Origin of the sequence: Ruegeria sp. HKCCSP351 (genome assembly GCF_017872535.1) — a bacterium.
Taxonomy (GTDB): Bacteria; Pseudomonadota; Alphaproteobacteria; order Rhodobacterales; family Rhodobacteraceae; genus Ruegeria.
In genome coordinates, this window is record NZ_JAEDOV010000003.1 from 26,171 (window position 1) to 50,284 (window position 24,114).

Below are 24,114 nucleotides of genomic sequence, written 5' to 3' on the forward strand. Positions count from 1 at the left end.
CCATGTAGCTCGTAGTCCGCTCACAATTTCGTTCTTGGGCGCGGCGAACCGGCCCGATCGCCGATACAGTGCTCCACCGCAAGGTGTCGTGCCGACACCCCCCGAGGATGAACGCAATCGTCATCAATGGGTTATCTTCGGCAAGTCTCCGAAAGAGCTCGTTTGTCTCGTTGCTCGAAGGGTCCACCAGTACTTGCAACCAGTCTTCGCCTTGCCTCAGTTTTCCACTTCAAAATTTGTTGGCGTAACCTGACCATGTTGATCAGTTTATGGGATATGGCCAAAGTATAGAACCCGCCTGAGCATTGGACTTTAGACACTAGGCGACGTGTTTGGGCGGCCAAGGAACCTAGTCATTTGAAGCAGCTAAGTCTGAGTACCCGAGTCCTCAGAACGTCCGAACTTGTGGGCGAAATCGGCCCAGAGCCGACCTTGACAATGCTCCCCAATCGCTGTGGCGCGGCCCGCCAAAGGAGACATTCGCTGCAAGCGCAAATTATTGGGCCCGTGAATGTGAGCAGTGCGGGACAGAGCAGCCAACCAGGATCAACTCAGCTGCATAGTAAAAATCCAATTCCGAAGGTACGCGCCTATCGAAAATCTGCATCGCAGCCTATCAATTCCACCGTTCGCCGCACCTGCTTGATTCTGCTCCAGCTCAAATTCCACAGTGCAGACTTAGCCTCCGTTAAGCATAATATCGCACCTGCCTGATGTCCAAGTGGTTGCCATGTGTATAGGTACGTCACTTAACCTCAGGCAAGTTCGCAAGCATGCTCTTATCATCACGGCCCACTTTCAACTGTTGAGGTTGGAGCGGGTTTCACATGTAGTTTGCTTGAGATAGAAAGCTGGGTATTTAAGGATTAGGTACTGGCACGGCTCATCAATTGTTGTTGAGATCCACAGCAAAACGTACTGAGAAAAACCAGACGCAAAGCCACGTGCGCACCACGAATGCGATGAGAGATGAATTTATGTATAAAAAAACGCTATTTATGCACATAGGGGCCCCGAAAACCGGAACCTCCGCGTTTCAAACTTATTGCGCCGAGCATTCTGACATTTTATTCGAAAAACATGGTCTCTTATACCCTGATCTTTCCAACAACTTCCATATTGCCGCTAGTGGTGGAATAACCTCAGGTAATGGATTACTCATAGCCAGTGTTTTTCTAAGAGAAAACAAGAATACTATCGACGCCTCCGAGGAGGGTCTTCGACAGCTTGACGCTGCAATGAGCCTTTTGCGAGGAGATGAGTGTCGAAAGCTCTTGATTAGCTCAGAGGATCTATTTCATCTTTCCCCAGAAGACTTTTTGGCCCTATCGGAGAAATGCCGTCAGGTGGACACTAGGTTACACCTTATTTGCGCGGTTCGGGACCTGCTGCCGTGGTTGGCTTCGATTTATGGGCAGCAAGTTAAGCAGCATGGCCGAACCGATGATTTCGAACGCTGCGCTCCGAATTTGCCGATCAAACTAAGCAATATAGCTGCCATATCGAAAGCAGCAAAAGAGACCGATGCCTTCACTCTTACGGTTTTAAACTATGCTGATATCCGGCAAAATGTTGCGCAAGGCCTGCTAAAGCCTATGAATATCAATCACTTCGACGCTCTACCACAGACTGACTTGGCTTCAGTGAATCGCAGTTTGGACACCTGTGAATTGGCGCTGATGCGTAGTGCAAATGCGGCGTTAAAATTGCGACCACCAAACGAAGGCGCCGCTATTTCCGAAGCGCTTATCGTTTCAGACCCGGCTCGCAAGGGCGCAAACCTTCAATTGCCTGAAGGCGCCGCAAATCAGGTTTGGCAGAAGCACAAGGATAGCGTTGACTACATCAATCAATTTATTTCTGGAGCGCCCATAGGACTAGGACGAAACACTAATTTACAGAAACCAAAAGCCGAAGTGGAAGAGTTTTTTCAAGATTTGATCGAACGACAGACTATTGTGCTTTTGGGCGCAATGAAAATCGAAGTTCGGAAACAGATAGATGATTTCTCTCGATTACAGAATTCTATGCAACGATCGGCGCTAGATTCTATAGAGGCTCGCTTGTCTTCTGTGGCCGCCGGATTGCAAATTCAAGCTAGTGGAACTCAATCGGCTCGGGAAAGCGTGCAACAAAATCGACCACCCTCAAAATTGGCAAATAGACTGATTAGATTAGAGGTTGTAATTCTTGGTTGCTTGGCAGCGCTGCCATTTTTCTCCAATCGCCAACGGCAGAAAATTCTCAAATCACATGAAAAAAGGAAGGATTACCTCGAGGTAAGATAATGGAGCTACTGGTGCACCATGATAAATCCGATCGTTTCGTGGCAGTCACAAATTATCGGATCAACGCACAGCACAGTGACTAGGCGCGACCAAAGCACTGTGTGCACTCAATTACTCTGGCATTCTCTCTGTCCTCCAGCTTTTGCCTTCCAGCCTAGTTGCTTGTTCCTTGCGGCTCCGAGTTTAGATCAAGCAGCCAGTTGGAGACTGAGCACAACGGTTGCGTGATTCTCCAAATTTGCATCGAACAGCTGCCTTTTTGAGAGCTGAGCTCTGGGTTTTGCACGCGAGTGTGCGGTTTGGGTTTTCTTTGTGGTTGGCTAGAGGCATCTTGCCGGTTTCCCTTGGAAACAACTCGATCTAACGCGATCTGAATGTCCACTCGCTATAGCCTGAATCCGCCAGAGCGCGATTACTGAAAGTGTCAGTTTTCCGCCCTTCAGACCCAATGACCAAGGTTTGGCTGTGCGGTTCAAGGCCGAATACCGGCCTCGAACTCTATTTTCTGTTCTACCGCCGTCTTATCCGCTCACGATTTCGCTCCCGACGTTCGAAGTTGATCTGGTTATCGCGACCCAGCGCCCGGTAGAAGCCCTGGCCCTTGGACCAGTTCGGAAAATGGGCAAAGCTGTCGACCTGATCGTCGTTTCGCCCGCGCGGAAAGGACTGCAGTTCCCGTTTGAACGCCGCCAGCCAGGGTGCATCTGCAGGCAGATGCACCTTGCCCTCTTCGACAGGACCGCACGCGGACTGGAACCGGGTTTCCTTGTCCTTGTCAGGTCTAATGCGTTCATAGCGCCGACGGTCATCACGAAACAACTCGTCCAGAAGCGGTTTGCCGGAGGCCGCATCTTCGATCAGAACGCGATCCGGATCCCAACGGCCGACAAGCTGCAGCGCCTTGGCTTTCAGGTCTGGGTAGTCCACCTGCCCGCGCCAGACGTCGAGAAGGTACCACGCATTTTCGCGGAACCCCCAGGTTGTACAGGCCGAGAAGTCGGACCGGGGATCCGCAGACATCCCCGTATCCCAGCTTTGAACAACCAGTTGGAACCATTGGCGATCTTCGACGGTCTCGTAGGTCCCGAACCATTCCCAGCGCAGCGGCGATCCGTCTGGCGCAACTGGGTTCTGCTGATACTGGCAATTGAACACAGCTGCGCCCATTTCGCGACGCTTGGTATCCAGCGTGTTCTGATCCAAACGAGACGGGCAAAGAAGATCACCCGGTTTGTGGTGCATGACCCTTCCAAACCCAAGAGGCACCGTCTCATGTTCTTCGGCGATGGCAGACAGATACAGGTGCCGATAGGTACCGCGTTCCAGCACGTAGCCCGGCGAATCCATCTCGGGCAACCGCTGTGCAACCATGACAGCACGCCCCTCGGCCGGGTTGTCAAAGCGCGACAGCAAGTTTCCCTCAATGAACTCCTGTGCCTTGACCAGCTCGGCCTCGGAGCCCGCATCTCCAGCTTTCAGCAGGTCATCGATGATGATGTAATCAGCGCCATGACCGGTGACAGAACTTCCGATGGAGACAGCCTTGCGACTGCCTCCCTTTGTGGTGCGGATTTCTTCTGAGGTGTTGCCCTTTTTGGCCAAGACCGTTTCAGGGAACATTTCCCGGTACCAGCGCGCGGACATGATCCGACGACAATCTTCGGAATGCTTGCGCGCCAGATTCAGCCCGTAGCTGGCAACAATGATTTTGGCGCTGGGGTTATGCCCCAGAAGATAAGCGACATATGCAACGGCCACGGTAACTGATTTCAGGCAACGTGGCGGGATGTTGATGATCAGCCGCTTGTTTTCGCCTCGGCGGACATTGTCCAACTCATGGCACATGGCCCGCACATGCCAGGCCGGATCAAAGCCGCGGTCCGTCCCTTGATGCAGCGTGTCAAACACGCGCCACACAAAGGGAAAGAAATTGTCCCGGCAAACCTCGCGCGCGACCTGCCGGACCATTTTGGGATCAGGAGCTGACATCATTGGCCTCCTGATCATCAGGACGGCCGTCACCATCCGGGTGACTGGAAAAGAAATCCCGGAGGATTTCGTAGTCGACAGCGTCCGGCTCAACCGCACGGACGCTTTCTTGCGCGTCCATGTCTCTTGTGTTGAACAGATCTGTGTCCAGTTTCAGCAGCGCCATCAACAATTTCGTGTCGCCATTCAACGCGCCAGCCGTGAGCCGCTTGGCAATTGCCTCAGCCTTGGAAATCCGGATTTCGTGGCTGCCTTCGCGAACTGTAATCTTTGTTTCCAGTTCGCGTTTCAAGCTGGCGTTCACGCCTTTAGCACCTTTCGGTCGCCCATTCGGATTGCCGGATCGGCCTTTTTTGAACCGGGTTGCTTTGGGCGGCTTGTCGTAGCCCACCTCATACTCTTCTTTCGTATCGTCGGACATGACCCACCTCCTGTTCTGAAGTGGTGTCGTTGGCCGCAGAACGCGCATCGAACGCCTGGCCTGTCACCGAATGCACGGCGCGCTCGCCAGTCATTTCCTGCCAACGGCGGATGGCGATATCCACATAGGCCGGATCGAGCTCAATGAGCCGCGCCTGGCGCCCGGTTTTCTCAGCTGCCAGCAACTTCGCGCCGGACCCTCCAAAGACGTCCAGCACGACATCGCCGCGATGGCTCACATCCATGATGGCATCTGCCACCAAAGCTGTCGGCTTCACCGTGGGATGATCTGAGAGATCCGCCTCGCGCCCTGCCCCAAAACTATTCACACCAGCATAATCCCAGACATTGGTCCGGTTGCGACCATGCTTTCCCAGCTCAACATTGTTGATATGCGCAGCACCTGGTTTCTTGAAGATGCAAACCAACTCGTGCTTGGACCGGTAAAGGCTGCCCATGCCTCCGTTCGTCTTGTTCCAGACACAGAGATTGATGAGGTCCAACCCACCTGCCTTGCCGACCGCAATCAACTCTTCAGTGTGACGCCAGTCCATGCAGATCATCGCGATGCCCCCGTCCGGCAAGCAGTGAAATAGCCGATTGATCACATCCGAGAGAAAGCCACGGAACTCGCTGTCCGACATTTCTCCCGACGCCATGGCAAACTCGCGATGATCGCCACTGGTGCCACAGCGGACATGCCCATTGACCGGCACGTTATAAGGAGGATCGGTAAAGACCATCTCCGGGCTCTCGCCATCCAGCAAGGTGTCGTAGCTTTGAGCTTGAAGGGCATCCCCACAGAAGATGCGATGATCTCCGAGAACCCAGAGGTCGCCCGGCTGCGCAATTGCGGGTGCCGCAAGGTTCGGCGTCTCAACAGATTCCGCTTCAGTCTCCGTGGCCTCGCCCGTGCCGTCGATGATGATGTCAATCTCCGGTGTCTCAAATCCCGTGATGTCCAGATCAAAGCTCAACTCTCCATCAAGGTTGAGATCCATCAGCTCTGCAAATTCAATCTGCAAAGTAGCTTCGTTCCAGTCGGACAATTCCGCCAGCTTGTTATCCGCAATGTGCAGAGCGCGCACTTCTGCGTTTGACAAGTGATCCGCGACAAGAGTTGGCACGGTCGTCAACCCCAGAGCCTTGGCGGCTTCATAGCGGCCATGACCCGCAATGATAGTACCGCTAGCATCCAAAAGGATCGGAGTGACAAAGCCAAACTGCGCCACCGACGTTTTGAGCTTGTCGATATTTTTGGCCGCGTGCACGCGGTTGTTATTGGCGTAGGGTTTGATCTAGCTGATCGGGGATGGGATGACTTTGTCCGCCATCCAGATCGACGTATTGGACGCCAGAACGTCGCTTTGTGTTTTCTTGGCAGGCATAACCGCCTCCTTTTGTGTGACGCCGCGAGGACGTCGAGGTGGAGGGATCGCGTAGGAAAATCGGAGAGAGCACAAATCGCAACTCCCCGGATCAAACGATCCGAGACGTTGCTCCTTTGATTGCTCTCTGCGTAAACCTGTGTTTCCAATGAGTGCTGCCTGCGGGAGCAGTTTCCCGCCCTGATAGTCCGGGCGATTGGGTTAAGTGTAGGTGCCATCATTAGGAGACGCACCCCCCAAAACCAAAAGTAACCGATTAAGATTGTTGACGAATAATCGGGGGTACGGCAGCAACCCCCTGCAAAACTCACCCCTATTGGGATTGCCCCAGAAAGAGCTGGACTGTTGCTGTGAACCACGCATCACTGAACCCACGCCCGAGCCATTCGGGCGCTCCTCGGTACCAGGGTTTGGCGTTCCGCCAACCCCAGATTAGAGGAGACAATACATGTCCAAATCCAAACAAACCAAAATTGACAAGGTGCAACACTTGTTGCGCCGCCCGAGCGGCGCCAGCATTGAGGCGCTCTGCAAAGCAACGGGGTGGCAACCTCATTCGGTCCGAGCTGCATTGAGTGGGCTGCGGAAGACAGCCGCAACGATTGAACGGCGCAAATCCGACAAGCCACATGGTTTTTCCACATATCACCTCACAGCAAACAAGGGCGGCGAGTCATGACGAAGACGAGCGATGTCGCCGATCTGGCCGCCATGGGTCGATCGGATCTGGTCACGCTTTGGCAGCAGCTGTTTGATCAGCCTGCCCCCGCCATGCTCAGCCAACCCTTCCTGCGCCGTTTTATCGCCTTTGAGATGCAGTCCCGCCGTCAAGGCGGGCTACTCCGGCAGGTCAAAGCCACGCTGGGAAAGGGTTTTGAGAAGAAACTCGGCCTGCCTGCCCAGTCCTTAAAGCTGGTGGGCGCGTGCTGCGCGGGCGCTACGATGACGGCGGCCTGTCGGGCGGCACCCTAGAGCGCCCTGCCCTTCAGCGCCTTCTTGAAGAGATCGATGCCGGGCGTATTGACATGGTGGTGGTTTACAAGATCGACCGGCTGACCCGGTCGCTTGCCGACTTCTCGAAGCTGGTCGAACGGCTGGAACAGGCAAACTGTTCCTTTGTTTCGGTTACACAGGCCTTCAATACCTCATCTTCCGTGGGGCAACTGACTCTCAATGTGCTGTTGTCCTTTGCCCAGTTCGAACGGGAAGTCACTGCGGAACGTATTCGCGACAAGGTTGCTGCGTCGAAGAAAAAGGCGCTTTGGATGGGTGGTAACCTGCCCCTTGGTTATGACCGCCCCCCCGATCCAAAAGCAAGAACGCTTGTGGTGAATGAAGAGGAGGCCAGAACGGTCCGGCTTCTCTTTGGTCTTTATGAGGAATTAGGTTGCTTGCGCAAAGTAGAAGAACGGGCAACAGTAGAAAGGTTGCGGTCAAAACGGGTAGTTCGGGCAGATGGCAGCGTGAAAGGGCATTGTCCGCTGTCACGGGGTCACATCTATTACCCGCTGCGCAACCCGGTTTATCTCGGAAAATCCGACACAAGGATAAGATCTGGGACGGGCAACACCCGGCGATCATCGGCAAGGGCATCTGGGACCGGGTGCAACAGAAAATGCGGCAGGCCTCCAATCGTTCCCGGCACGCGGCGGCTCGGACACGCGCCAACACACCAATGACCCCGGCACCTGGCTCACCGGTCTGCTGCAGGACGAAACTGGTGATCGGTTGACGCCGACCCACACCACACACAAAGGCCGACGGCTGCGCTATTACGTCTCCAATCGACTGATCTCGGGCGGCAAGGATATCTTGGGTTGGCGACTGCCTGGCCCTGCGCTGGAAAACGCAGTTATTGATGTCATCGTCAGACATCTGCAAGACGCCGCTGCCGCGCATCAGGCACTGGCGCAGCCGGAGGCCGGGTCAGCGGAGGCGGTTCAGACTTCGTTTGCGGATTTAGTAACCCGGCTTCAACGCCAAGCCGGTCAGGTCGGTGCTGCTCTTCTGGCCAAAGGCCAAATTGCACGAGGTCAGATCGACCTCGAATTGAACCCCAAAACTCTGGCAAGCGCAGTTGGCATTGCTGCGGACCAACTGCACCCGGATCTCACCCACGTCACCGCATCACTCGATCTGCGCCGCCGCGGCGTCGAGGCCAGGGTCATCGCCGGAGACATGGCGCCCCAACCCGATCCCCACCTCCGGTCCATGCTGATCCGCGCCCATTGCTGGGCCCGTGATCTAAAAGCCGGAGTTCAACTGATGGAGATCGTACGCCGCGAAAGCGTCCCCGGTGCCTTCATCTGCACCCGCGCCCAGCTCGCGTTTCTCTCACCGAAGATTCAGGCCGCGATTCTAGACGGGACCCAGCCGCCCGAACTCACACTCAAGCGTCTGGTCAGCGTTACCCACCCACTTGATTGGTCCGAACAGGAACGCCAGTTCGGCTTTTGATAGCTTCAGATCCTGTGCCCCTGATACAGGGTTCGCCCTCCCTGATCCGATAAAACATTTCCCTGTTCGCTCAAGAAAATTCCCTGTTCCACCTTTTAGGGAATCTGAAACATAAGCCATTGGGAAAAATAGAGTTGCGACATGTGAAGTGTCGGGTTCCAGACCTGTTTCGCGAAAATTCCCTGTAAATTGCAGGGTATCAGGGAAATCCAGCCCAAAGCGACCCCGCCACCATGCGCCACTTAGACTGCGGCCGAAATTGCGCTCTGAGTGTGCGATCTGCTCCGTCTCTGATTGAAAGCATACGCGCCAATGCGCGGGAATTGCGACACAAATCCGGGTCAGAAAACACAACTGAAGTGAGACAGGTATGAGTGGCGGGGAGACAGGGATTCGAACCCTGGGGACGCTCTCACGCCCAACGGTTTTCAAGACCGCCGCATTCGACCACTCTGCCACCTCCCCGTCGAAGGCAGGGTCTAAGCGCAAGTTCGGCCAGAGGCAAGTCGAAATCGGGATTTCTTGCCGAAGCCCGCGCAGCGGTCTTTCCATGACTCTTCAGCCGCGTTATGATCCCCGAAATAGACCGAAACAGGCTGGCAAGCAGAACCAGCAGACCGGCAGCGGGGTTCCGAGAACGAGACCCCTTCAGGCAAGGGATAAGCAGATGAAGCGAGCGATCATGACACGCCCGGGACCGAAACGGTTGGCGTATCTGGCGTTGACTTTGACAGTTCTGAGCGGGTGTGAGGATATTCTTCAAGAGGCTGAAAAACCTGAAGAAAACTCAAACAAAACTGAACTCCTTCCCGAGGTGGCCTCGGGCTCGCAGCGTGACGTCGAAGCCCCCGAGGTTTTTCAGGTCACCGAAGCAGGGCTTTGGGATGGCAGGCCCTCGCTGGGCGGTATCTGGGTTGCCTACCCGGAAGTATCCCAGCCCGAGCGTGTCGTGATTACGAACACTGCAAACAACAAGTCCGTAACAGGGGCCCTGTTCCGACGTGAACGCAACCTGCCCGGCCCAGCGATTCAGGTTTCATCTGCGGCTGCGGAACAGCTCGAAATGCTGGCGGGCGCGCCGACAAAGGTCAGTGTCGTCGCCCTACGCCGTGAAACTGTAAAGGAATCACAACCAGAGGACGCGCCCAAACCGGAAGACGAGGCGACGGATACGGCTGCGGTGTCGGACGCCGCGGCCACCGACGCCCCATCCGCGGCAAATACCGAAAAACCGGCCAAGCCGAAATGGTGGCAAAAGAAGGCGCCAGCAGCAGCAGCCGGTACAGCAGTAGTCGCGGCGGAAGCGGAAAGTTCTGCCAACGAGGCGACCGAAGGTTCGGAAACGACCACCGATGCGGCGGCAGCCGCTGAGGATCCGGCAGAGCCCGCTGAAAAGAAACCGGCCAAGCGGAAGTGGTGGCAGAAAAAAGAGCCAGCAGCAGCAGCGGCTGCGGGAGCCACCGTGGCTGCGGCGGGTGCAGCAACAGGCGGTGCTGATGTGACCGCAGATGTTGCGGCAGCCGCAGCTGCACCAGCGTTGTCAGATGCGCCCGTCGAGGCCCCCGCTGAAAAGCCTGCAAAACGGAAGTGGTGGCAAAAGAAAGACCCCGCTGAAATCACCGAAACACCACTAGACCCCATCGAAGGCGCAGCATCCGCGATTGACGCGACCGAAGCGGTTCCGGCCGCAGCGGCAGCGACAGGCGCTGCGTCGTCGCTGAGCAAACCATTTGTGCAGATCGGCACATTCAGCGTCGAAGCAAATGCGAATACTGCTGCTGAGAAAGTGCGCCGGAATGGCATGTCGACTGTTGTGCGGGAACTGAAAACCGAAAACAAAACAGTATGGCGGGTCCTGGTTGGCCCTGCCGCAACCCGGGCCGAACGCAAAGCCATTCAAAAAGATGTAAAGGATCTTGGTTTCAAAGATGCGTTCACCGTGTCCGACTAAATACAAGGAGGCATAAGATGCTATCCTCATTGCGAACTTCTGTTCTGGCCATTGGGCTTACCGTGCTGGCAATTCCGGCTCAGGCTTTTGATACATCTGCCCGCGCAGCTTATGTGATCGATCAATCCACCGGTACGGTGCTTTTGGCAAAAGACTCCGATCAGCCCTTGCCGCCTGCATCCATGTCCAAGCTCATGACGCTGTATGTAGCTTTCGAAGCGCTGCGTGACGGCAGATTGACGCTGGACGAAACCCTGCCCGTGTCCGAACACGCGATGAGCTATGGCGGCTCGACCATGTTTCTGAACACGCAGGATCGGGTTCGGGTCGAAGACCTGCTGCGCGGCATCATCGTCCTGTCAGGCAATGACGCCTGCGTGGTGCTCGCCGAGGCGCTGAGCCCTGACGGCACAGAGGCCGGGTTTGCCCGATATATGACCCAACGCGCCAAGCAGATGGGTATGAACAACTCGAACTTTGCGAATTCGAATGGGTGGCCTGCCGCCGGACATATGATGTCGGTTCATGACCTGGCGGTTCTGGCCGACAGGTTGATTACCGACTTCCCTGAATATTACCCCCTGTTTTCAGAAGAGGTATTCGAATTCGATGGCCGTGCGCCGTCGAATGCCCGCAACCGCAACCCGTTGCTGAAACTGAGCATCGGCGCGGATGGCCTGAAAACCGGCCACACGCAGGAGGCCGGATACGGCCTGGTCGGCTCCGCCAAACAAGGCGACCGGCGTGTCATCTTTGTCCTCAGCGGGCTGGACAGCACCGGCCAACGGGCAGAGGAGGCTGAGGCCGTGGTTAACTGGTCGTTTCGAAATTTTGTCGAGAGGACAGTTGCCAACGCGGAAACGCCGATAGCCGAAGCCAAGCTGTGGATGGGCGAGAAAAAGACCGTAGGTCTTGTCCCTGACGGCGATCTGACGGTTCTGTTTCCGGTTCTGGGGACACAGAACGTCAAGGCCGAAGTTGTGTATCAGGGTCCCGTCAATGCGCCGGTCAAGAAAGGCCAGCAACTGGCCGAGCTTGTCATCAAGCCTGAAGGATTGCCTGAAATACGACGTCCGCTGGTGGCGGCGGAAGACGTTGCAGTTGGCGGATTTGTCGTGCGTATGCTGACTGTTGGCGGCATTGTTCTGAAAGACGTGATCAATAACCCGCTGGAGTCGATGTGACCAAGGCGGGGTTATTTCTGACTTTCGAAGGCATTGACGGATCAGGCAAGTCAACTCAGGCGCGGAAGCTGGCGGATCAACTGCGCGCGCAGGGTCATGAGGTCATTTTGACGCGTGAACCGGGCGGCTCTCCTGGCGCGGAAGAAATCCGCAGCCTGGTTTTGGAAGGTGATCCCGACCGCTGGTCGGCCGAGACGGAAATCCTGCTGTTCACGGCCGCCCGCCGCGACCATCTGGAACGTACGATCGAACCCGCGCTTGCCGCAGGGCAAGTGGTAATCTGCGACCGCTTTGCCGACAGCACACGCATGTATCAGGGCCTGTCGCGGGGCGACCTGCGCGGCCTTGTTGATCAGCTGCACAGCCTGATGATCAAGCGCGAGCCGGACTTGACTCTGCTGATCGACATGGACCCCGATACCGGCCTGTCCCGCGCCAAGGGACGGCAAGGCGCGGAAGAACGGTTCGAAGATTTCGGCCCGGACTTGCAAAAGAAGATGCGGGCGGGCTTTCTGGCACTGGCCCATGAGTTTTCCGACCGTTTCCGCATTGTGGATGGCAACCGGGACATGGACAGCGTTGCACAGGATGTGACAGAAATCGTCCAGGCTGCTTTGCGATAGACGATGAATGACGAAATCCCCTCTCCGGATCAAGTGCCCGGTGCGCCGCATCCCCGCGAGACCGTCCGGCTTTTTGGTCAGGATGCGGCAGAACAGGCGTTTCTGACCGCCTATAACTCGGACCGCCTGCACCACGGCTGGTTGCTGACCGGGCCGCGTGGCGTCGGCAAGGCGACGTTGGCCTGGCGGATTGCGCGGTTTTTGCTGGCAACACCTTTGGCAGACGACGGAGGGCTGTTTGGCGCGCCGCCACCGCCAGAGACGCTCGACATTGATCCCGACCACCCTGTGTCACGTCGCATACTGGCCGGGGCCGAGCCGGGATTGGCCACAATAGCCCGGTCGCTGAATGATCAGGGGCGGCTGCGCAACGAAATCATTGTAGATGACATCCGAAAACTGGGAAAGTTCTTTGGCCTGTCCTCTGCCGATGGTGGGCGCCGGGTCGTAATCGTGGATTCAGCGGATGAGATGAATGTCAGCGCCGCCAGCGCGTTACTGAAGATGTTAGAAGAACCTCCGGCGCGTACAACCCTTTTGCTGGTGTCGCACCAACCCTCGCGCTTGCTGCCAACTATCCGTTCTCGTTGCCGCACCCTACGTCTGGGCCCCCTGAGTGCCGGGGATATGCAGGACGCGCTGTCGCAAACCGGGACGACCTTACCAGCGCAACCCGAACATCTGGCTTCTTTGGCCGCTGGCTCGGTCGGGGGCGCGGTTCGCCTGATCAATCTTGGTGGGCTTGAAATCTATGCCGAGCTGATTGCCATTCTGGGTACCCTGCCCCGCCTTGACCGCCAGCGCGCACTGGCCCTGGCCGAGGCTGCGGCCCAACGTGGCGCAGCCGAGCGCTTTGATCTGCTGCTGACACTGATCGATGTTGCCTTGTCTCGGCTGGCCCTGACCGGGGCAACCGGCGCACCGCCGACCTCTGAGGCCGCCCCGAATGAAGCGGAAACGCTGGCCAGACTGTCAAATTCTTCGGATCAGGCCCGTCGCTGGGCCGAAGTCGCCGCGACAATCACAGCCCGCGCGCGACATGGCCAGGCGGTGAACCTTGACCCTGCCGCTCTGGTCCTAGATACGGTGTTCAAGATACAGGAAACCGCCGGCCAGGTCAGATGAGCGACATCCCCCAGATCACCGACAGTCATTGCCATCTGGACTTCCCGGATTTTGACGGTCAGTTGGACGACATCATCTCGCGCGCGGCTGACGCTGGCGTGACCCGGATGGTGACGATTTGCACCAAACTGCGCAATGAACCCGCAGTCCGTGCAATTGCCGAAGCCCATGCACCGGTATTCTACGCCGCAGGAACCCACCCGATGAGCGCCGCAGACGAGCCTATGGTCTCGGTCGATGAACTGGTCGCGTTGGCACAGCACCCGAAATTTGTGGGCATCGGCGAATCCGGTCTGGATTACCACTATACTGCCGACAGCGCTGAGCTTCAGATGCAATCCCTGCGCATTCATATCGAAGCTGCCCAGCGCACTGGGTTGCCTTTGATCATTCATGCCCGCGCCGCAGACGACGATATGGCCCGAATTCTGGCCGAAGAGTATCGCAATGCGCCTTATTCCTGCGTGATGCACTGTTTTTCGTCCTCGGCCGAGTTGGCCAAAGCCGCGCTGGATCTGGGATTTTATCTGTCCATGTCCGGCATTGCGGCCTTTCCAAAAAGCCACGAGTTGCGCGACATTTTCGCAAGCGCGCCGGTGGATCGCATTCTGGTGGAAACCGACGCGCCCTATCTGGCGCCGCCCCCTTATCGTGGCAAGCGAAACGAACCGGCTTATACCGCGCATACAGCCCGAAAAGGGGCCGAACTGTTCGGGCTGGAGTATCCGGCTTTTGCCGCCCAAACTCAGGCGAATTTTGACCGGCTGTTCAGCAAGGCGGCAACGTACAGGGCCGCTGCATGACCGAATTGCGATTTACCATTCTGGGCTGCGGATCGTCGGGCGGTGTACCCCGGTTGGGTGGTCACTGGGGTGCTTGCGATCCTGCAAACCCCAGGAACATTCGCCGGCGCTGTTCCTTGCTTGTTGAGCGTGACGGCCCCGGCGGCAGAACCTCCGTGTTGATTGACACAACCCCGGATATGCGCAGCCAGTTGCTGGACACGGGCACCGGGCGGCTTGATGGTGTGGTCTATACCCACTCTCACGCGGATCATGTCCATGGGATCGACGACCTGCGCATGATCGTGTTCAACATGAAAACCCGCGTTCCGGTCTGGGCTGATGGTGATACCCAGAACGCTCTGCTGGGGCGGTTTGGATACGCCTTCATACAACCCGAAGGGTCACCTTATCCTCCGATCCTCGACCTCAAGTCCATTGACGGGCCGTTCGAAATCGAAGGGCCCGGAGGACCGATTCCGTTTCGTCCATTCAAGGTCAATCACGGCTCGATAGATTCTCTGGGCTTTCGAATGGGGCAGCTCGCCTATTTGCCGGATGTTGCCGAAATTTACGACGAGGCATGGCCTGAAATGGAAGGGTTGGAATATCTCATCATCGACGCCCTACGCCGAAGCCCACATCCCACACATGCACATCTGGAAAAAACGCTTGAGTGGATTGAGAAGCTGCAACCAAATCAGGCGATACTGACCAACATGCATATCGATCTCGACTATGCGACTGTCGATGCGGAAACGCCGGACAATATCACCCCCGCCTATGACGGGATGGTGATACATCACGCGTTTCAGACCCCTGTTTCTTTTGCATAAGATATCGCAACATGGCCGTTGCACGGGGGCCAAATGCTGCAAAGCCTGATTGACGTCATTCTTCCTGTCTTTCTTGTGATCGGCGCCGGTTACACGGCAACACGAACAGGATATTTCAAAGAATACCATGTCGACGGGCTGATGAGATTTACTCAAGGGTTCGCGATCCCATGCCTATTGTTTCTTGCCATCGCGCATCTGGACCTCAGCGCCAGTTTCGATCCCCGGCTTTTGGCAAGTTTCTATTCCGCCGCCGCCCTGTGTTTCATCACTGGCCTTTTTGGTGCGCGCATCCTTTTCGGCCGCGAATGGGAAGACTGCGTGGCAATCGGGTTTTGTTGCCTGTTCTCTAACTCGGTTCTGCTGGGATTGCCGATTACTGAACGCGCTTATGGTCCCGAGAACCTGACAGGTAATTATGCGATTATCGCCTTCCATTCCCCCTTTTGTTACGGCGTGGGGATCACTGTGATGGAGGTTGTCCGCAATCGCGGAAACGGTGGCGTACGCATGGCGCGTTCCGTTCTGTCCGCAATGTTCAAGAACGCGCTGATCCTTGGTATTGCACTGGGATTCGTGGTTAATCTGTCCGGGTTGGCCATCCCGGCTGTGGTGGACGAAGCCCTTGGTCTGATCACGCGGGCCGCCCTGCCCGGCGCCCTGTTTGCACTGGGCGGGGTACTAGTCAAATACAAACCCGAAGGTGATCTGCGCACCATCGCCTTTGTTTGCGCAATCTCGTTGATGCTGCATCCCAGCCTTGTGTGGGCATTCGGCAAGTCCACGGGGCTGCCACAGGATCTGTTCCGCTCGGGCGTGTTGAACGCGGCGATGGCGCCGGGGTTCAACGCCTATATCTTTGCAAACATGTATGGCCGCGCCAAGCGGGTGGCAGCTTCGGCTGTTCTCATTGGGACAGCCACATCCATTCTGACTGTCTGGCTTTGGCTAACGGTTCTGGGCTAACTGTAGTGTTGACTTCGGTTCGTACAGAGACACCTAACGCATATCGTGTCAGGAGATCCAAATGCCACATGCCATCATCGTCGCTCATGGCCAGCCGTCCGATCCGGAACCGGCCGAGGCTGCCCTGGCTGCATTTGCGGCTACAGTCGACGCCCTGACCGAGCATGTAACGGTGCATTCAGCAACTCTGGCCGCGCCCGGCGCGTTCGAGGCTAAGCTGAACAGCCTGCCGGAGAACACGGTCATCTATCCGCTTTTCATGGCAAATGGGTGGTTTGTCACCAGCGCTTTGCCCAAGCGGTTAGGGGATCACAAAGCGCGCATCCTGGACCCATTGGGTGTTGACCCAGAGCTACCGGAATTGACCGCGCACGCCCTGCAATCTGAGTTGTCCGTAAGAAATTGGGTAACTGCGTCAACCGATCTGGTCATTGCTGCACATGGGTCGGGGCGTAGCCGAAACCCGTCAGCCGTGGCACTGAATTTCGCATCTCAACTTGAGGAAATGCTGGTTTTCAAATCTGTCCGCGTTGGGTTTGTTGAAGAGCCGCCATCCATTTCCGATGCCGCTACCGGCACGGGGGCTCAGGCGCTGTGCCTTCCGTTCTTTGCCTGCACCGGGGGGCACGCAGTAGACGACGTGCCCGCCGGATTGAGCCAAGCAGGGTTCAAAGGCGTTCTGCTGCCAGTGGTTGGGGAACTGCCACCCATCCGGCACCAGATTGCCAAGCAGGTAACAAAGGCCGTTCAGCTCGCGTGATAATTTGCTGAGATCTTTGACCCGGAAACAGGCAAAACTCAGGTTTGCGCTTTGATCAGAGTGGAATAGAGGCGGTGGCAGGACCGGCCATCTCGCTTGGCCTGATAAAGGGCAACGTCGGCGGCGTGAAGGATGTCAGCGGCTTTGGGCACCTTGAACTGGGTGGACAAGGCCGTTCCTATACTTGCAGAGATACAGCACGGTTGGTCCTGAAACATCATGGGTTCATTCAACCTCGCGATCAGGCGACCCGCGATGGACTCCAGAGTTTCTACCCGCGTCAGGTTTTTGAAAATAATGACAAACTCATCCCCACCAACCCGCGCAACCGTATCGTCGCCACGCGTCTCTTCAAGCATGATGCGGGCCGCCTGTTGCAGAACGTAATCCCCGGCTGCATGGCCCAGCCGATCATTCACGGATTTGAAGAAATCCAGATCCAGATGCATAAGGGCAAATGTAGAATTTGCCAGGATCAGATGCCCCAGCAAATGATCCATCGCGCGGCGGTTCTTCAATCCCGTCAATGTATCGGTATATGCCTGCTCTTCCGCGGCCAGCATTGCCCCCTGAAGCCTGAGATTAAGTGAACGGGACGCTTCCATCGCGGCGGATTTGGCTTCGACCAGATACAACAGCTCGATCGCCAGGTCGGTGCCGGAAAAATCCGCGCTCGTCAGGGCGTAATCCCGAACCGCATCCAAAATCGAAATACCGAATGACAGATTGATGACTGCACCGCCTGACTCGGGCAAGGGTGCGACCAGACCTTTCAGGGTCGTACGCGGTTCATCGCGAAATCTCAGATGCAGTTTGGCACCGGCCATCGACATCAACGCGGGAAGGGTGGTGACTGTTCTGGGGCGGATCAGCTCGAACACGTCCAGAACCCCCAGCCCGACCAAAGGCAACTCGGGCCGCAACTTTTGCAATGTCGGGCCCGCTTGTTGAATGCATCCGCTGCGGTCCACCAACAAGAAGATCGGACAAAGTGTTTCCAGAAGATCTGCCAGTTCCTGAGTATGTGTCATCTGTTCCGAGCCCCCAGATCAAAATGGCGCCCCTCGGAAAAGGCGCTTTCGACCAAAATGATTGAAATGATTTCACAACACTCCTGCCGACCCTCATGCGACAGCATCACCAGCGCGCCATAATCATCGGCCATCGCGCGCAGAACCCCGACCATAACACTGGAAAATCCCGGCATATCCGGAAGGCAGCACAACTGGTATTCCGTGGCTGAAAGCTCTCTCAACTCAAGCGCAGGCAAATTCAGATCAGAGACAGCCAGTCTTACACGATCCGTAAGATCATCGAGGGAATGAAGGAACTCGACATAGGTGACACCCCCAAACCTGAGCAGTCGGCGCAGCCCTTCCATATTCGGGTGGGACACCAGATATGTTCCCAGATCTTCAAGGATTTCCGCCTGCGGTCGGTTGAGATCAATACTCAGGGCCTCGAGCACACGGGTCGTCATTTCATCATCATAGATGAGCATGGCTTCAAACTCGACAAACCCCAGCCGCGCACCTTCGGTCACGCGAACCCAACAGGATTGCCCATAGGTTGCGCCGACAAAAGACTGTATCGCCCGGTTGATCAGACCATGCATCGGATGCCTCAGATTGGTGTCCTTGGCACTGTGGTCTGAGAAACCTTAACAAATAGCCAAAATCCGCCCCGAGTTGCTGTGAATACAACGGAGTATCAAACCGACACTACTCACCATGTCAGAAGTCTGTCGGCGCACCGCCTTCAGCCTTGCGGCGTTCGACAAACTCGGCCAGTTCTTCGCGGATACCATCGTCCATCGGAGGGGCCTCAAAGCTCGAGATGATCTCTTTGAACATGTGATGCGCACGCTCAGCCGTCCAGATGCCGCCTGCGGCCTCCCAGCCTTCATAGTTCTTCCAGTCGCTCAGGAAAGGCTGGTAGAAGGCCGTGGTGTAGCGGTCCTGTGTATGCTGGATTCCAAAAAAGTGACCGTCATTGCCAACCGCGCGGATGGCATCCAAAGCAATCTCATCCGGCCCGGTTGCAGTCAGATCAGGGTTCATATAGCGCTGAATTTGCTGCAAAACTTCGCAATCCATAATGAATTTTTCTGGGCTCGCGATCAGGCCGCCTTCCAGCCAACCGGCGGCGTGATACACCATGTTGGTGCCTGACTGCACGGCCGCCCAGAGCGAATTCGAGGTTTCCCACACGGATTGCCCGTCTGGCACATTGGCCGCACACACACCGGATGAACGCAGCGGCAGCCCATAATATCGTGCCATCTGCCCGGTCATCTGTGTCGAGCGCATGTATTCCGGCGTCCCGAAAGCGGGTGCGCCTGATTTCATATCCACGTTCGACGTGAACGTTCCAATTACGCAGGGAATACCAGGGCGCACATATTGGAACAGAGCGATGGCACATAAGGCTTCGGCCAGAGACTGTGCAACCGCCCCAGCCATTGTTACGGGCGCCATTGCCCCCGCCAGCGTAAAGGGCGTGACCACAATCGCCTGCCCACGGCGTGCCAGCCGCAGGCAGCCATCTATCATCGGATGGTCATGCTTCAACGGTGAGGTCGAGTTGATGTTAGTGTACATCCGTGGCGAGGCCTCGAATTCTTCGTGGCTGAGACCGCCCGCGATGCGCACCATCTCCATCACGTCTTCGACACGCTCCTTGCCCAACGAATAGGCGTGCATCGCCTTGTCGGTCAGGGTCAGCTTGTCATACAGCACATCCAGATGCCGGACGCTGGCATGAATATCGACAGGTTCTACAGGATATCCGCCTGCGAAGTGAATACAGTTGAAGTACTGCGTCAGCTTCAGAAGATTCTGGCACATCTCGCGATTGCCGGGCACTTTTTTCCCGATCTCCATGTCCCAGTAATTGGGTGGAGAAGAAACGTTGCCGAACAGGATGTTCTTTCCACCGATCTCGATCCTGTGGTCAACATTGCGGGGGGTAATGGAAAACTGGCTGGGCGCCTTGGCGATCATCTCCATGACAAAATCGCGCCCCATGCGGACGTTGTCACCTTTGATCGTGCACCCTGCCTCGCGCAGGATGCCGATTGCCTCTTCATTGTAGAATTCGATCCCGATCTCTTCCAGAATACGCATGGCCCCTTCATGAATCGCTTCGATCCCGGCCTGATCCAGCGGTTCAGTCGGGCGATCTATGTTGATGGGTGGGTCCCACGGCATCTGGTCAATCACCGCGCTGCCCCTGCGCGCAGCCGCACCTGCGCGTCCTCCGCCGCGGCGTTTGCGTGTGTTGGTCTCGGCCATGGTTGCCTCCGTTCTGGCTTGGTACAAGCAAGACCCGAAGACGCGTTTCTGGCCGCTCCATCTGCGACAGAGCTTGTCGGTTTTCTATAATTGTTCGTCGATTTTCCGGATCAACGCATCATTTTTCGACCAGCCATGCCGGAATGTGACCGATATCCGGCAGGACAACATCCGCCATCGGCGCCAGCGCTTCTGCTTCGGCCAATCCGGTCAAAACGCCAATGGTGATCATTCCGGCTGCGCGTCCCGCTTGCAGGTCATGAACACTGTCACCTACCATTGCGATGCGCGACGGCTCGACCCCGATCTGTGCGGCAAAGGCCAGCAACTGACCTGGCCCCGGTTTGAACCCATGACCACTGTCATACCCGGCGATAAAATCGAAGTGTTCGCGTATTCCCGCAGATTCCAGATGCTGCAATGCCGGATGCTCGCTGTCATTTGTCGCAACGCCCAGTTTGATCCCGGATTGCTGCAACCCTTTCAGGAACGGACCCAACGGAACGGCAGGGGATTGAGGAGCCGCCGCGGCTTCGGCGTTCATCATGTCCACAACTTCCTGCAATGTCACATCGTCAACATGCGAAATAAGCACTTCGGCGATTTCTTCGACCGTTGCGGCTATCACAATGCTATCTGTAGTATACCGCTCTTGCTCGAAGTCAAATCCGATGACGCTGCCGAGTTCCGCCGCCCGGTCTACATCCCCCTTTGTCAGGCGCATCAGCAACGAGCGCCCGAACGTTCCCCAGGTTTTGGCAAAATCGAACAAAGTGCCATCCTTGTCGAAGACGATTGCTTCTATTGGCATCGCGTGCTCCTGCGGAAAAGGTGTTCAGGTCCAGTGTACATCGCCGCCGCCTGACAGAACCGCCCGCGCCTGGGCCGGGTGATCATAGGCGATTGAGTTGGCGTCACAAAACGCCATGACCCACGAATCGTCAAGCACCAGAAAATCGAGAACCGAAGTCAGAAAGTCCCGATCACCGGCCCGATTGCGAACATCCCCGATCGAAGCGCCCGTCGAGCCAAGAAATAAAGGCAAAAGCTCTTCGTTGCTGACCAACCACCCCAGGGCTGTCAGAGCAAGAGTCTCGGCTGAATCGGGCGAAAGGGGCATAAACTGCGCTCAGAGAATGGTGCTGGAAAGAGTTTGTTAACCAGACTCATAAACAATTTGTTCACGCATGCAATCAACGGTGAACGACTATGTCTGTGCAAGGCACCATCCTTGTCCTCGACGGGGTATCAACCAACCGCATAATGCTGAAGGTTCAACTGACTGCTGCCTGGTACCACGTGGTACAGGGTGGAAAACTTGAAGGGCTACAAGCCCTTGCACGTCGCGTGCAGCCAGACCTTGTTCTGACAGCCCAAACATTGCCCGACGGAACAGCCGCTGATGTCAAAAAAGCCCTCACCGAAGTATCTGGCCTTGATGACGTGCCCGTCGTCGTACTGGCAGCACAGAATGACAAAAACGCGCGCCTGCGTGCCCTGAAAGACGGGCTGGACGATGTGCTGACGCATCCTTTCAAAGATACGTTGCTGCTGGCACGCATTCGCAGCCTTTTACGCGCGCGCGCAGTTACTCAAGATTTGCAGGTCAGCACCGGATCGCAACCTATTGGATTTGGGGAACCCGCCCCTGTGATGATCAGCCCCCCGAACGCGGCCCGGGTTGATATCTTGGCCGATACTGTCCAAACCGGTGCCCTTTGGTACAAGGCCCTGCAAGGCCAGCACCGTTTCGATCTGTCCTGGCACCTTCAATCGAACTTACAAGGCGTTTTGTCCGGGCCGATACCGGACGCGATTGTCGTCGAATTGGGCTCGCACCCATCCGCGCTGAGTGTCCTTGCGGATCTCAGGTCACGGGCAGCAACCCGGAATACCGTCCTGATTGGCGTCTTGCAGGACAACGATGCCGTGCATGCCTCGGAAGCGCTGGACAGAGGAGCGGACGCCGTATGCCTTGGGGGGTTCTGCGCGCGAGAGATTCTGTTGCGGCTGAATAATCAGATTGCGCGCAAGGCACGGCTTGATCATCTGCGCGTATCACTGAGAAAAGGGATCGCCGAGTCCTGTATTGATCCGCTCACCGGGCTGCACAATCGTCGTTACGCCATGCGGGCATTGGATCAGATCGCGCGCCAGTCTGCCCGTACCGGGCGTGGCTTTGCCGTCATGCTGGCGGATCTGGATCACTTCAAGACCATCAATGACTGCCATGGCCATAGCGCTGGTGATTGTGTTCTGACGCAGGCCGCAAAACGCATGCAAAGCGCACTTGGATCCCAGGGTTTTGTCGCCCGTATCGGCGGTGAAGAGTTCATGTTCGCAGTGCCTGATGTGTCAGAAAAGCAAGCCAGAAAACTGGCTGAGGCCATCTGTGACAGCATTTGTCGCGCGCCGTTCCTGCTAACGGATCAAGGTTTGCAGGTTAACGTCACGATCAGCATTGGGCTGGAGATGCCGCAATCGGGTCAGCCGGGAAAAGAACGCACACCCGTTCCTGTAGAAGATATCCTAAAAGCCGCCGACAAAGCCCTTTATGCGGCAAAAAAAGCGGGGCGCAATCAGGTGAGTATCAGGCAAAGCGCAGCCTGAACCTGTCAATCTCTTTTCTTGTTCCCATGCGGCCCGCGTTTGACGATCTTTTGCAACCTGTCCGCATAAGACTGCCGCTCTGCGTCGCTCATGGCGGTGACGCGAGCCAGCCATTGTGTCTGCAAGGCTAATTGCAGTTCTGCCGTTGCCTGCGACTGTTTCTGCAACAACACATCAACGGCGACCGGATCGAAGGGCACTGTGCGCAGTGCCCGACTCAGCGCTTCAAAGTCTTGTCTGCGCCCCCTTAAGTCTTTTTCGCGTAGCGCAGACAGTTCCCCTCGCATCGCTTTTCGATCATCTTTCGGCAAAGCGCGATATAGCGCCGGGCCGAATCCCGGCGGTGCTTCGGTGTGAACTCCATCCTTCAGGCGCAGCATGGTTCCGACTGCAACACCGACAACCAACAGGTTCAGAGCTAATGACAAGACCAGCAAAACCGTCATCCACCGGCGTTTCGGTTTAGGGGCAGCATTCATTCTGTGCTCTCCAGAAAACTCGTGTCATATCCAAGGTCCGCCACAAAAAGGGCCGCCTCTTGCGATGCCAGCAGATTGGCGGGATCGGGCAGGAACCCCGGCGCGGAAAAGCCGATCCAGAGCCCCGCCGCACTGGCAGCGATCAAGCCGCCCACCCCCTGCCAGCCACCTACGTTGCCCATCATTCGATGCCAGAGCGAAAATTGTGGACGCGGTTCAGGCCTTAAGCGACTCAGGCGTAGTTTTTCAGCATCAATCTGAATGCGCACGGCCAAATCGTCGGGCAGCGCCGGTCGGTTCTGCCGAGCCTGCGCAAACAAATGATCCAGTTCCAGGTTTTCATCCGTCATCGTCATACCCCAGTTCTTCACGTCGCCCGGCCAATATCGCGGTCAGACTTCGTTTGCCCCGCGCAGTCAAACTTTCAACCGCTTCTACTGAAATTCCCATGATCCCGGCAATTTCAGGGTTGGGCAACTCTTCGATGTGGCGCAGAACCACTGCCTGCCTCTGCCTTTCGGGCAGCTGCGCCAAGGCAAGCTGCAACGCGTCCACGCGGGCCTCATCCTGCAACCGTTCAGCTACACTGGCTTTGCCATCTTCCGGCTCAGGAATATCCGACAACCTGCCGGGGGCCTTCCTGCGCCGGATGTCCACACACAGATTCAGCGTCACGCGATACAACCATGTCGACACTTTGGCCTGACCCGGCACCCAATCCGGCGCCATCTGCCACAACCGCATCATCGCCTCCTGCGTTACGTCTTCTGCCTCGGCCCGATTGCCCAACATACGCAACGCGACGGAATAACAAAGCGGCCCGAGACGATCGGTTAAAACCCGCGCAGCCTGTGCGTCACCATCAGCGAATTGGCTCAGCAACACATCGTCGCTGAGAGAGCTCGCGGTGCAACCCGCACCGCGAACATCGTGTAGGTGAGAGGTCAGGTCCTCCACCCTGCA

Annotated in this window: 25 protein-coding genes, 1 tRNA gene and 1 pseudogene; 15 read left to right on the plus strand and 12 right to left on the minus strand. The window is 56.6% G+C overall.

Going from position 1 to position 24,114, the window contains the following annotated elements; translation table 11 throughout:
- Window positions 1-944: 944 nt before the first annotated feature.
- A complete protein-coding gene (locus tag I9182_RS07205; RefSeq protein WP_209597627.1) occupies window positions 945-2,288 on the plus strand; it encodes a hypothetical protein in 1,344 nt (447 codons plus the stop codon).
- A 510-nt stretch (window positions 2,289-2,798) separates the two neighbouring features.
- Here I9182_RS07205 and terL read toward each other — a convergent pair.
- The 3 genes from terL to I9182_RS20600 are packed head-to-tail and all read right to left on the minus strand — an operon-like array spanning window position 2,799 to window position 5,995.
- The gene (terL, locus tag I9182_RS07210; RefSeq protein WP_209597629.1) at window positions 2,799-4,277 is read right to left on the minus strand and encodes a phage terminase large subunit; all 1,479 of its coding nucleotides are present in this window, start codon (window positions 4,275-4,277) and stop codon (window positions 2,799-2,801) included.
- A complete protein-coding gene (locus I9182_RS07215) occupies window positions 4,264-4,698 on the minus strand; it encodes a DUF5681 domain-containing protein (protein WP_209597631.1) in 435 nt (144 codons plus the stop codon). The genes terL and I9182_RS07215 overlap by 14 nt, the downstream gene beginning before the upstream one ends.
- Window positions 4,670-5,995, minus strand: coding sequence for a site-specific DNA-methyltransferase (locus I9182_RS20600; protein ID WP_348540393.1), 1,326 nt, complete (start codon window positions 5,993-5,995; stop codon window positions 4,670-4,672). The genes I9182_RS07215 and I9182_RS20600 overlap by 29 nt, the downstream gene beginning before the upstream one ends.
- A gap of 538 nt (window positions 5,996-6,533) precedes the next feature.
- Here I9182_RS20600 and I9182_RS07225 point away from each other — a divergent pair.
- From I9182_RS07225 to I9182_RS07240, 4 genes are read left to right on the plus strand one after another with little or no spacing between them, the layout of a single operon-like run.
- A complete protein-coding gene (locus I9182_RS07225; protein WP_209504414.1) occupies window positions 6,534-6,764 on the plus strand; it encodes a DUF3489 domain-containing protein in 231 nt (76 codons plus the stop codon).
- Window positions 6,761-7,057: a DUF2924 domain-containing protein gene (locus I9182_RS07230; RefSeq protein WP_209597633.1), complete on the plus strand. Its 297-nt coding sequence runs from the start codon at window positions 6,761-6,763 to the stop codon at window positions 7,055-7,057. The genes I9182_RS07225 and I9182_RS07230 overlap by 4 nt, the downstream gene beginning before the upstream one ends.
- Window positions 7,009-7,764, plus strand: coding sequence for a recombinase family protein (locus I9182_RS07235; RefSeq protein ID WP_209597634.1), 756 nt, complete (start codon window positions 7,009-7,011; stop codon window positions 7,762-7,764). The genes I9182_RS07230 and I9182_RS07235 overlap by 49 nt, the downstream gene beginning before the upstream one ends.
- Window positions 7,765-7,813: 49 nt before the next feature.
- A complete protein-coding gene (locus I9182_RS07240; RefSeq protein ID WP_209597636.1) occupies window positions 7,814-8,542 on the plus strand; it encodes a hypothetical protein in 729 nt (242 codons plus the stop codon).
- A 375-nt stretch (window positions 8,543-8,917) separates the two neighbouring features.
- Here I9182_RS07240 and I9182_RS07245 read toward each other — a convergent pair.
- Window positions 8,918-9,007, minus strand: a tRNA-Ser gene (locus I9182_RS07245).
- A 202-nt stretch (window positions 9,008-9,209) separates the two neighbouring features.
- On the opposite strand from I9182_RS07245, the pseudogene I9182_RS20405 reads away from it, so the two are divergent.
- From I9182_RS20405 to I9182_RS07285, 9 genes and pseudogenes are all read left to right on the plus strand, one after another.
- Window positions 9,210-9,674, plus strand: a pseudogene (locus tag I9182_RS20405) (SPOR domain-containing protein); the annotation flags it as partial.
- A gap of 600 nt (window positions 9,675-10,274) precedes the next feature.
- Window positions 10,275-10,493: an SPOR domain-containing protein gene (locus tag I9182_RS20605; RefSeq protein ID WP_348540328.1), complete on the plus strand. Its 219-nt coding sequence runs from the start codon at window positions 10,275-10,277 to the stop codon at window positions 10,491-10,493.
- Window positions 10,494-10,510: 17 nt separating this feature from the next.
- Window positions 10,511-11,677 carry a D-alanyl-D-alanine carboxypeptidase family protein gene (locus I9182_RS07255; RefSeq protein ID WP_209504418.1) on the plus strand — a complete coding sequence of 389 codons (1,167 nt, stop codon included), beginning with the start codon at window positions 10,511-10,513 and terminating at the stop codon, window positions 11,675-11,677.
- Entirely contained in the window at window positions 11,674-12,300 is a 627-nt protein-coding gene (gene tmk, locus I9182_RS07260; protein ID WP_209504419.1) for a dTMP kinase, read from the plus strand. The genes I9182_RS07255 and tmk overlap by 4 nt, the downstream gene beginning before the upstream one ends.
- A gap of 3 nt (window positions 12,301-12,303) precedes the next feature.
- On the plus strand, window positions 12,304-13,425 hold the full coding sequence (locus I9182_RS07265; protein ID WP_209597639.1) for a DNA polymerase III subunit delta': 1,122 nt from the start codon (window positions 12,304-12,306) through the stop codon (window positions 13,423-13,425).
- The gene (locus tag I9182_RS07270; protein ID WP_209597641.1) at window positions 13,422-14,228 is read left to right on the plus strand and encodes a TatD family hydrolase; all 807 of its coding nucleotides are present in this window, start codon (window positions 13,422-13,424) and stop codon (window positions 14,226-14,228) included. The genes I9182_RS07265 and I9182_RS07270 overlap by 4 nt, the downstream gene beginning before the upstream one ends.
- The gene (locus I9182_RS07275; RefSeq protein ID WP_209504422.1) at window positions 14,225-15,043 is read left to right on the plus strand and encodes an MBL fold metallo-hydrolase; all 819 of its coding nucleotides are present in this window, start codon (window positions 14,225-14,227) and stop codon (window positions 15,041-15,043) included. The genes I9182_RS07270 and I9182_RS07275 overlap by 4 nt, the downstream gene beginning before the upstream one ends.
- Before the next feature lie 33 nt (window positions 15,044-15,076).
- Window positions 15,077-16,009, plus strand: a complete 933-nt coding sequence (locus I9182_RS07280; RefSeq protein ID WP_209504423.1) for an AEC family transporter — start codon at window positions 15,077-15,079, stop codon at window positions 16,007-16,009.
- A 61-nt stretch (window positions 16,010-16,070) separates the two neighbouring features.
- Window positions 16,071-16,769, plus strand: a complete 699-nt coding sequence (locus tag I9182_RS07285) for a CbiX/SirB N-terminal domain-containing protein (RefSeq protein ID WP_209504424.1) — start codon at window positions 16,071-16,073, stop codon at window positions 16,767-16,769.
- 38 nt (window positions 16,770-16,807) lie between these two features.
- Here I9182_RS07285 and I9182_RS07290 read toward each other — a convergent pair whose 3' ends face one another.
- The 5 genes from I9182_RS07290 to I9182_RS07310 all read right to left on the minus strand — a co-directional run bounded on the left by I9182_RS07290 (window position 16,808) and on the right by I9182_RS07310 (window position 21,182).
- Entirely contained in the window at window positions 16,808-17,800 is a 993-nt protein-coding gene (locus tag I9182_RS07290; RefSeq protein WP_209597643.1) for a diguanylate cyclase, read from the minus strand.
- Window positions 17,797-18,384: a heme NO-binding domain-containing protein gene (locus tag I9182_RS07295; protein WP_209597646.1), complete on the minus strand. Its 588-nt coding sequence runs from the start codon at window positions 18,382-18,384 to the stop codon at window positions 17,797-17,799. Before I9182_RS07295 ends, I9182_RS07290 begins: the two co-directional genes overlap by 4 nt.
- A gap of 118 nt (window positions 18,385-18,502) precedes the next feature.
- The gene (locus I9182_RS07300; RefSeq protein ID WP_209597648.1) at window positions 18,503-20,062 is read right to left on the minus strand and encodes a trimethylamine methyltransferase family protein; all 1,560 of its coding nucleotides are present in this window, start codon (window positions 20,060-20,062) and stop codon (window positions 18,503-18,505) included.
- Between the two features lie 118 nt (window positions 20,063-20,180).
- Entirely contained in the window at window positions 20,181-20,873 is a 693-nt protein-coding gene (locus I9182_RS07305) for an HAD family hydrolase (protein ID WP_209597650.1), read from the minus strand.
- A gap of 24 nt (window positions 20,874-20,897) precedes the next feature.
- Entirely contained in the window at window positions 20,898-21,182 is a 285-nt protein-coding gene (locus tag I9182_RS07310) for a DUF3572 domain-containing protein (RefSeq protein ID WP_209597652.1), read from the minus strand.
- Window positions 21,183-21,271: 89 nt separating this feature from the next.
- Between I9182_RS07310 and I9182_RS07315 the strand changes: the two genes are divergently transcribed.
- A complete protein-coding gene (locus I9182_RS07315; protein ID WP_209597654.1) occupies window positions 21,272-22,672 on the plus strand; it encodes a diguanylate cyclase in 1,401 nt (466 codons plus the stop codon).
- Window positions 22,673-22,677: 5 nt separating this feature from the next.
- Here the strand turns inward: I9182_RS07315 and I9182_RS07320 are convergent, their stop codons facing one another.
- Genes I9182_RS07320 through I9182_RS07330 form a run of 3 tightly spaced genes read right to left on the minus strand, consistent with a single transcriptional unit; the run spans window position 22,678 to window position 24,108 of the window.
- Entirely contained in the window at window positions 22,678-23,151 is a 474-nt protein-coding gene (locus I9182_RS07320) for a periplasmic heavy metal sensor (protein WP_209597657.1), read from the minus strand.
- Window positions 23,148-23,501 (minus strand): hypothetical protein, encoded by a 354-nt coding sequence (locus tag I9182_RS07325; protein WP_209504432.1) that lies wholly within the window; start codon window positions 23,499-23,501, stop codon window positions 23,148-23,150. Before I9182_RS07325 ends, I9182_RS07320 begins: the two co-directional genes overlap by 4 nt.
- Window positions 23,491-24,108, minus strand: coding sequence for an RNA polymerase sigma factor (locus I9182_RS07330; protein ID WP_209597659.1), 618 nt, complete (start codon window positions 24,106-24,108; stop codon window positions 23,491-23,493). The genes I9182_RS07325 and I9182_RS07330 overlap by 11 nt, the downstream gene beginning before the upstream one ends.
- Between the last annotated feature and the right edge of the window lie 6 nt (window positions 24,109-24,114).

Coding starts and splice junctions, on each gene's coding strand:
- terL (WP_209597629.1), bottom strand. CDS start 4,277: ATGTCAGCTCCTGATCCCAAAATGGTCCGGCAGGTCGCGCGCGAGGTT.
- I9182_RS07215 (WP_209597631.1), bottom strand. CDS start 4,698: ATGTCCGACGATACGAAAGAAGAGTATGAGGTGGGCTACGACAAGCCG.
- I9182_RS07225 (WP_209504414.1), top strand. CDS start 6,534: ATGTCCAAATCCAAACAAACCAAAATTGACAAGGTGCAACACTTGTTG.
- I9182_RS07230 (WP_209597633.1), top strand. CDS start 6,761: ATGACGAAGACGAGCGATGTCGCCGATCTGGCCGCCATGGGTCGATCG.
- I9182_RS07255 (WP_209504418.1), top strand. CDS start 10,511: ATGCTATCCTCATTGCGAACTTCTGTTCTGGCCATTGGGCTTACCGTG.
- I9182_RS07265 (WP_209597639.1), top strand. CDS start 12,304: ATGAATGACGAAATCCCCTCTCCGGATCAAGTGCCCGGTGCGCCGCAT.
- I9182_RS07270 (WP_209597641.1), top strand. CDS start 13,422: ATGAGCGACATCCCCCAGATCACCGACAGTCATTGCCATCTGGACTTC.
- I9182_RS07275 (WP_209504422.1), top strand. CDS start 14,225: ATGACCGAATTGCGATTTACCATTCTGGGCTGCGGATCGTCGGGCGGT.
- I9182_RS07280 (WP_209504423.1), top strand. CDS start 15,077: ATGCTGCAAAGCCTGATTGACGTCATTCTTCCTGTCTTTCTTGTGATC.
- I9182_RS07285 (WP_209504424.1), top strand. CDS start 16,071: ATGCCACATGCCATCATCGTCGCTCATGGCCAGCCGTCCGATCCGGAA.
- I9182_RS07290 (WP_209597643.1), bottom strand. CDS start 17,800: ATGACACATACTCAGGAACTGGCAGATCTTCTGGAAACACTTTGTCCG.
- I9182_RS07295 (WP_209597646.1), bottom strand. CDS start 18,384: ATGCATGGTCTGATCAACCGGGCGATACAGTCTTTTGTCGGCGCAACC.
- I9182_RS07300 (WP_209597648.1), bottom strand. CDS start 20,062: ATGGCCGAGACCAACACACGCAAACGCCGCGGCGGAGGACGCGCAGGT.
- I9182_RS07305 (WP_209597650.1), bottom strand. CDS start 20,873: ATGCCAATAGAAGCAATCGTCTTCGACAAGGATGGCACTTTGTTCGAT.
- I9182_RS07310 (WP_209597652.1), bottom strand. CDS start 21,182: ATGCCCCTTTCGCCCGATTCAGCCGAGACTCTTGCTCTGACAGCCCTG.
- I9182_RS07315 (WP_209597654.1), top strand. CDS start 21,272: ATGTCTGTGCAAGGCACCATCCTTGTCCTCGACGGGGTATCAACCAAC.
- I9182_RS07320 (WP_209597657.1), bottom strand. CDS start 23,151: ATGAATGCTGCCCCTAAACCGAAACGCCGGTGGATGACGGTTTTGCTG.
- I9182_RS07325 (WP_209504432.1), bottom strand. CDS start 23,501: ATGACGGATGAAAACCTGGAACTGGATCATTTGTTTGCGCAGGCTCGG.